The sequence below is a fragment of the Methanofollis sp. genome (assembly GCF_028702905.1).
Taxonomy (GTDB): Archaea; Halobacteriota; Methanomicrobia; order Methanomicrobiales; family Methanofollaceae; genus Methanofollis.
Map to the genome: position 1 here is coordinate 1 of NZ_JAQVNX010000111.1, position 6,522 is coordinate 6,522.

A 6,522-nucleotide genomic window follows, 5' to 3' on the forward strand; every position below is an offset into this window, starting at 1 on the left:
CAAACCCCCTCTGCACGATCCCCCACCCAACTCCCACCAGCACCACCGACGCCATCGCGTACCAGGGGTTCATGAAGGAGAGGACGATGAGGGCGACGAGAGGGACGCCCAGGGCAAGGAGGTAGAGCACGAGCACCCTGGGGTCGTAGAGGAGGACATTCGGGGAGAGGCCGGTGAGGTGGATCGTCACCGCAAGGCCGTAGAAGGAGACGGAGAGGCAGAGCACCAGGGCCGTGAGGAGGAACGCCGCCTCCCCCGCAAGGACGGTGACGAGGGCGATGAAGGCGGCCGGGATGAGTTGCAGCACCGCGAAAACGCAGACCTTGCTCTTTATGACGTCGGCGACGCCGAGGGGCAGGCAGGCATACGGGCCGAAGCTGTCGAACATCGTGAGCCAGATGTACATCGTCGAGGCGACCACGCCGGTGAGGGCTGCGAAGAGGAGGAGGATGCCGGACGCCGGGAGGAAGGGGCCGAGCAGGGAGAGGAAGAACCAGATGACCCCGAGAGGGATGAGGAAGGAGAAGAGGGTCTGGCCGACGGCGCTGCCGCTCCGGAGGAGGTCGATGCAGTCCTTCGCGGCGAGGGCGGGGTACGGGAGGGGGGAAAAGTGCCGGGTAAGGGGTGCGAGCATCTCCCTGTGGTGCTTCGCCCGTGCGGCGGACTCGGGCTGGAGCAGGGCGATGGAGAGGGCGGCAGGGACCAGGACGACGGCGCACGCCGCAAGGAAAGTCCCCCAGGAGAAGGCGCGGAAGAGTGCGAGCGGGAGGAAGAGGGAGACGCCGCCGAGGTGGGCCGCCGCGCCGGCGCCGGCGAGGAGGACAGAGACCGCGGCGAGCAGGCGCTTCGAGCGGGCATAGGCCATTGAGAGGAAGAATGCCGCGGAGAGGCCGGTGAGGAAGGAGAGGGAGAGGGTGAGGAGGAGGAGCGCCGGCGTCGCCAGCGGGATGCCGGAGAAGGGTGCGGCGAGGGCGAACCCCGCGACAAAGGGGAGCACCCAGAGCACGAAGTAGTAGACCGTATCCTTCACCACAAAGTTCAGGAAGATGACCCTCTCCGAGACGGGCAGGGTCCGGGCGGCATAGGCGAGAGTGCTCGCCTGCCCGAACCGCCTCTCCATCACCTCGTTCATGAGGAGGCCGAACGCCCCGACCATGAGGCCGAGGAGGAGGAACAACGCGTGCGTGAGAAGGGCGAGGTCACCGAAGGGGACGAGCGGCCTCAGGAGAGGGAGGAGGAAGGAGCCCATGCAGGCGATGGCGAAGATCAGCACCGGGTAGAGGGCGAAGCTGAGGCTCCCGAACATCGTGGAGTGGACCCGCCACTCCTCCTTCATCATGGCGAGGAAGAGCTCAAACATGGCCGTCCTGCCTGACAAGGGAGAGGAAGTACTCGTTGAGGTGCCGCCCCGTCCCCGTGACCCCGGCCACGCTGCCGGTCGTGAGGAGTTTGCCCCTGTGGAGGACGGCAAAGTCCGAGCAGATCTCCTCCGCGATCTCCAGGATATGCGTGGAGATGAAGACGGTGTTGCCCTTCTTCACGTACCCGGCCAGGTAGTCCTTCACCCTCTCCTGCATGATGGGGTCGAAGTTGATGAGAGGTTCGTCGATCAGGGCAAGCACCGGGCGGTGGAGAAACGCCTGGGCAAACATCAGTTTCTGCCGCGTGCCGCGGGAGAGGTCCTTGCAGAGCACATCTCTCTTGTCCCCGAACTCCAGGTAATCGAACCACCACGCCATCTCTTCCTCGATGTCCGGGATCTTTCTGATGGCGCCGACCAGGTGGAGGTACTCTTCTGAGGTGAGGAAACTGGGGGGCGTCTCCTGCTCGGGTATGATCCCGACCTGGATGCGCACCCCCACAGGGTCTGCCACGACGTCGCGGCCGAGCACCGTCGCCGACCCCCCGGAGGGCCGCACCTGCCCGGTCAGGAGTTTGATCATCGTGGTCTTCCCCGACCCGTTGGGGCCGAGAAGCCCGAAGAGCGCCCCCTGCTCGACGGATAAGGTGACATTGTCCAGTGCGGTGGTGTCCCCGTAGACCTTCGTGAGGTCCCGTACATCCAGTATGGCGTTCACTCGTGCGTCTCCGGATCCAGGTGGATGCTCGCACCGCATCAATTTTTGTAAATTATCCGTGACCGAAAAAGGGGGAAAATATTGAATGGTTTATCCATCGTATCTAGCGTTCACGGTGCTCCATCTTCCGGCCTCCTGCCTATGGGTCTGTTCCGGGGTCTTCAGATCACGATTTTTTTCCTGCTGTACCCTGCCACCGCCATCCCGCTGTACTGGATCGTGTGCCCCCTGAGTGCCTCTCTCAACTCCGCTCCGGTCGCGCCGCCGAGGAGATCAAGAGGGCCGTCTGTCCCATAGAGGTTGAAGTAATACTCGTGGGCCGCCCCCTCAGGCAGGCAGGGCCCGCTGTACCCGATAGTCCCGAGGTCGTTCATTCCCTGCTGTGCCGAGATAGGGGATGACACCTCAATTTTTCGGGGAATTCCTTCAGGTATGACATCTGTCGCCCTGATATTCCAGATGAGCCAGTGATCGACCTTTGCACCGGGGTCGGTGAGAATGATCGCAAAATAGGGCGACTCTAATCGGGAAATACGAATTTTCGGTGAAATGTCCTCGCCGTCGCAGGTGTGCCTCGTCGGGAAGACATTGAACCCGATCTTTACAATAGGGTTTTCCATCCTCGATACCTCCGCGAGAGTATCGTACATACTATATGAAAGATAGGTGTGGATCTCCCTGCACTCAGATCGTAATATCCTCCACATTGCTGTTCTGGATATAGCGGTACACCCCGGCCATGTCATAGGGGTGGTCGGCGATATAGGCCCTGACCTCGATGTACCTGTTGAACTTCTGCACATAGTCGTTGTGCTGCATGATCAGGTCGGTATACTCCCGGTGGTCGCGGTCCCACTCCTCCCGCGTCTCGTAGGTGCCATGCGTGAGACTCTCCTTGAGGTCCTCGATCTCGCCCCGCCATTCCTCCATCCTGGCGTTCATGAAGGGGAGACGGTCATCGATCTTCTGGTAGATGCCGGTGATCCTGGTGACATAGTTCACCCGGTCGAAGCGCTTGGTCCCGTCGCCGAGAGGGACGACTTTCGCCTCCGCGCTCCCGAAGGGTTCGGTGTACCGACCGATGTACGTTGGGCCCGTGCTCTCAATGTAGAAATATTTCCCGCGGTCAGTGCTCTCGAAGACCCTGAAAGAGGGGTTGCCGTTGACCGTGATCCCGATGCCCGCGGCCGCATGGTGTTCGCCGGGGAAGAGGAGAAGGGCGGTGTCGTAGCCCTCGTGGGCGAGCATGCCGAGAAGGAGGAGGCTTTTTTCGTCGCAGTCTCCCTTCATGTTTCCGATCACCTCGACCGGATACCGGGGTTCTGACGGGGCGTCGGCGTCGTACGGGATCTGCTGCACGAAGGTGATCAGGAGTTCGAGGTACTCCTCGTCGTTCAGGCCGTCGGCCGCTTTGATGTACCGGAAAGGCCGGGTCAGGTCGTCGAAGAAGACCTCCATCGCGGGGTCTTCGATATAGCGGCGGTAATAGGCCGTCATGACCGCAGGGTCGTCCCAGGACGCACTAACCGGCCACCGCCTGTCGACGTTCCTGGCCCCGTCATAGACGCTCCCGTTCACATCAATCTCGATAGTATAGGTCTTCTTCTCGAACTTTGTCGGGAAGGCCCGCGTCATCGTCTCCTGTCCTGGCGCCTCGGCCGGGACGATTGCCGGCAGGGCATAGCCTTCTTCGACCTGTGTCTCATCGGGCGTCGGTGCCGGAAGGGCCTCTGTCGGGAGAGGCGCCTGGTCCTTCCCATCTGCAGGGGCCTGAAGGTCCTGTGAAACCCCGGTGCCAGACCCGACACACCCGCCGGCGGCAACCAGGAGGATGAGTGCAAGGGCGACAACTCCTGCAAGAACGCCCGCCGCCTTCTTTATCGTATTCATATCGCATCAGATGACCGGAAATAAGCCATTTCAGGATCTGAAAGTTACAGTATAAAGGAGTTTTCATCTGGCCAGTCACATAAAATACAATTTTTTTGCGGGAAAAATGGGAAAAAGAGAATTCATGACCTGAAATCCCGGATCTCACACAGGCCCGGCGTTCCGCGATCGCCGCCGCTCTCGCTCTGGCATACTCCGGTCCCTGTCCCGGAGGGGGGCCGAAAGGTTAGACGAACTCGGCGGTCTTCCTTTTGACCCCCTCGACAAACTTCCGCACCGCCTCGATCCCCTCGTTCATCCGCGGCGCGGCGTCCTGGACATAGGCGACCTCGTCCAGACCTGTCTCAGGGCGGTTCTCCCGGTACAGCTCCATCGCCTTCCTGCCGTCATAGTCGACAAAGGCGACCCGGGCGGCAAAGGCATCGGAGGGGAGCATGATGGCGTCTCCGCTGACCGTGGCGACATGGTGGGGATGATCGAGGAGGGCGCGGGAGAGGTCGTTTGCATACCTCACGCCTTTCCGTGCGAGGTCTCCGGCAAGGGCGCTGAAATCGGCGAGGAAGTAGAAGCCGCCCCGCGGATGTGTCACCTCCACGCCCTCGATCATCCCGAAGGCGCGGCTCATATATCCTCCCATGATCCGGTGGATCTCCCGCGTCGTCTGCATGTACTCCTCGACGGCCGGGTCGCCTCCATACGCAGTGACCGCGGCGTACTGGACAGGCGTCGCCACCGAGGTGTACATCGTCGCCGCCACCCGCGTCAGGTGCTGCATGAGGGCCTCCGGGTCCCCTTCAGGGAGGACGCAGACGCCGAGGCGGTAGCCCGCGGCAGAGCGGTCCATGGAGAGGCCGCCGGTGACGAATGTTCCCTCGGGATAGATCGCGCCCATGGAGCAGAAGTCCCCGGTCCTATAGGTGGTGAGGGCGTAGACCTCGTCGGCGAGGACGAAACAACCGTACTTCCGGCAGACGTCGGCGATCTTCGAGAGTTCCCGGCGGGAATAGACAACTCCCGTCGGGTTGTTCGGGTTGTTGAGGACGAGCAGGTGGCGCCTGTCGGGGTTTTCGGCCAGGACCGCCTCCAGGTCGCGGGGGTTGATCCGGTATCCGTCCTTGCGGTCGAGCCCGAGTGTCGTGTAGGTCTTCCCGAGGAGTCTGAGGATGGGGGCATAGCCGACCCATGACGGGGAGGTGAGGACCACCTCGGCATCGAGGACAGAGAAGAGAATGTACAGGATCTCCTTCGTCCCATTGCCGACGATGACCCGTTCTGGCTCGGCATGCAACCTGAAATGCCTCTTGTAGAACTCTGCAACGGCGTCCCTGAGTTCGGGAACCCCGACGGCGTCGGTGTAGTGCCCGGCTCCTGCCTCCCGTGTGAGGGCCGCGGAGAGTGCCGGCGGCACCGGAAAAGGCGACTGCCCGAGGGCGAAGTTGAAATATCTCACATGACAGCCGATCCTGGTGCACCTCTCCCTCTGCCGTGCGATCATCAGGCCGACCCCCGCAGGTTCTCGGGCATCGCAATGGTCTCAAGATGCGGCTCTGTCTGAATGGCATATATCTGCTGCATAACAGTCCCCCCGATAGCATGCCCGGATGGACAGGGCTGATGATAAGTGTTCGCCCCCCCTCACCGCGAAAAAAATGGAGGGTCAGAACCGCTTCGGATCGGTCTCCACGTCGACGACCGCCGGTACGCCGGCCGCCAGCGCCTCCCAAACCGCGGGGGCGAGATCGGCAGGTCTTTCCACCCTGTACCCGGCCCCGCCACAGGCCCGCGCATAGGCGGCGAAGTCGGGGTTGTGGAGTTCTGTCCCGAAGTTCTGGTAGTGCTCCATCCTCTGCTCGACAAGGATCATGCCGAGTTCGTGGTTGTTGAGGACGACGACGACGATGGGGAGGTCGTACTTCACCGCGGTGAGGAACTCGGCCATCGCCATCCCGAACCCGCCGTCGCCGGTGATGCAGACGACAGGCCTCTCCGGATAGGCAAGTTTCGCGGCGATGGCGCCGGGCAGGCCAAAACCCATCGTTGCCAGGTAGCCTGACATGACAAATGCCTGCCCCCTCTTCATCGTGAAGTTCCTGCCGAACCACCAGCCGTTCTCCCCGACGTCGATGGAGATGACCGCATCGTCCGGGAGGGTCTCTGAGATCACCTTCATGATATAGGGCGGGCGGATAGGTACAGCGTCTGGGTCGGCCTCCTTCTCCCTCTGCGCCGCCCAGGCCTGTTTCTGGCGCGCCACCTCCTCCCTGAGAGCGTCGTACTTCCTCTCTCCGAGGCGGCCGAGAAGGTCGGGAATGACACGGGCGCAGTCCCCCCACAGGAGAACGGACGCGGAGTTCCGCCCGAGTTTGATCGGGTCGAGGTCGACCTGGACCATGGGAACTTCCTCGGGGACATGGGTCTGTGCGGAGAAGCCGACACCGAAGACGAGGAGGAGGTCGGCCGACTCTGCCCGCTCGCGTGCGTACCCCGACCCCACGGTGCCGAGGATGCCGAGGTGCCAGGGGTGGTCCTCGGGGATGACGCCCTTTGCCCTGAA

6 protein-coding genes are annotated in these 6,522 nt (G+C 62.3%); all 6 read right to left on the minus strand.

Features of this window, described 5'->3' with window-relative positions:
• Positions 1-1,360: hypothetical protein (locus PHP59_RS10775; protein WP_300166815.1), on the minus strand; the 1,360-nt coding region annotated here is incomplete at its 3' end.
• Positions 1,353-2,078 carry an ABC transporter ATP-binding protein gene (locus PHP59_RS10780; protein ID WP_300166817.1) on the minus strand — a complete coding sequence of 242 codons (726 nt, stop codon included), beginning with the start codon at positions 2,076-2,078 and terminating at the stop codon, positions 1,353-1,355. The genes PHP59_RS10775 and PHP59_RS10780, both read right to left, overlap by 8 nt.
• Positions 2,079-2,239: 161 nt before the next feature.
• Complete coding sequence (locus PHP59_RS10785; protein ID WP_300166819.1) at positions 2,240-2,698, minus strand: YbhB/YbcL family Raf kinase inhibitor-like protein; 459 nt, start codon at positions 2,696-2,698, stop codon at positions 2,240-2,242.
• Between the two features lie 64 nt (positions 2,699-2,762).
• The gene (locus PHP59_RS10790; RefSeq protein ID WP_300166821.1) at positions 2,763-3,968 is read right to left on the minus strand and encodes a hypothetical protein; all 1,206 of its coding nucleotides are present in this window, start codon (positions 3,966-3,968) and stop codon (positions 2,763-2,765) included.
• A gap of 226 nt (positions 3,969-4,194) precedes the next feature.
• The gene (locus PHP59_RS10795) at positions 4,195-5,463 is read right to left on the minus strand and encodes a pyridoxal phosphate-dependent aminotransferase (protein ID WP_300166823.1); all 1,269 of its coding nucleotides are present in this window, start codon (positions 5,461-5,463) and stop codon (positions 4,195-4,197) included.
• A 162-nt stretch (positions 5,464-5,625) separates the two neighbouring features.
• Positions 5,626-6,522 (minus strand): thiamine pyrophosphate-dependent enzyme (locus tag PHP59_RS10800; protein ID WP_300166825.1); only part of this gene is annotated, 897 nt, incomplete at its 5' end.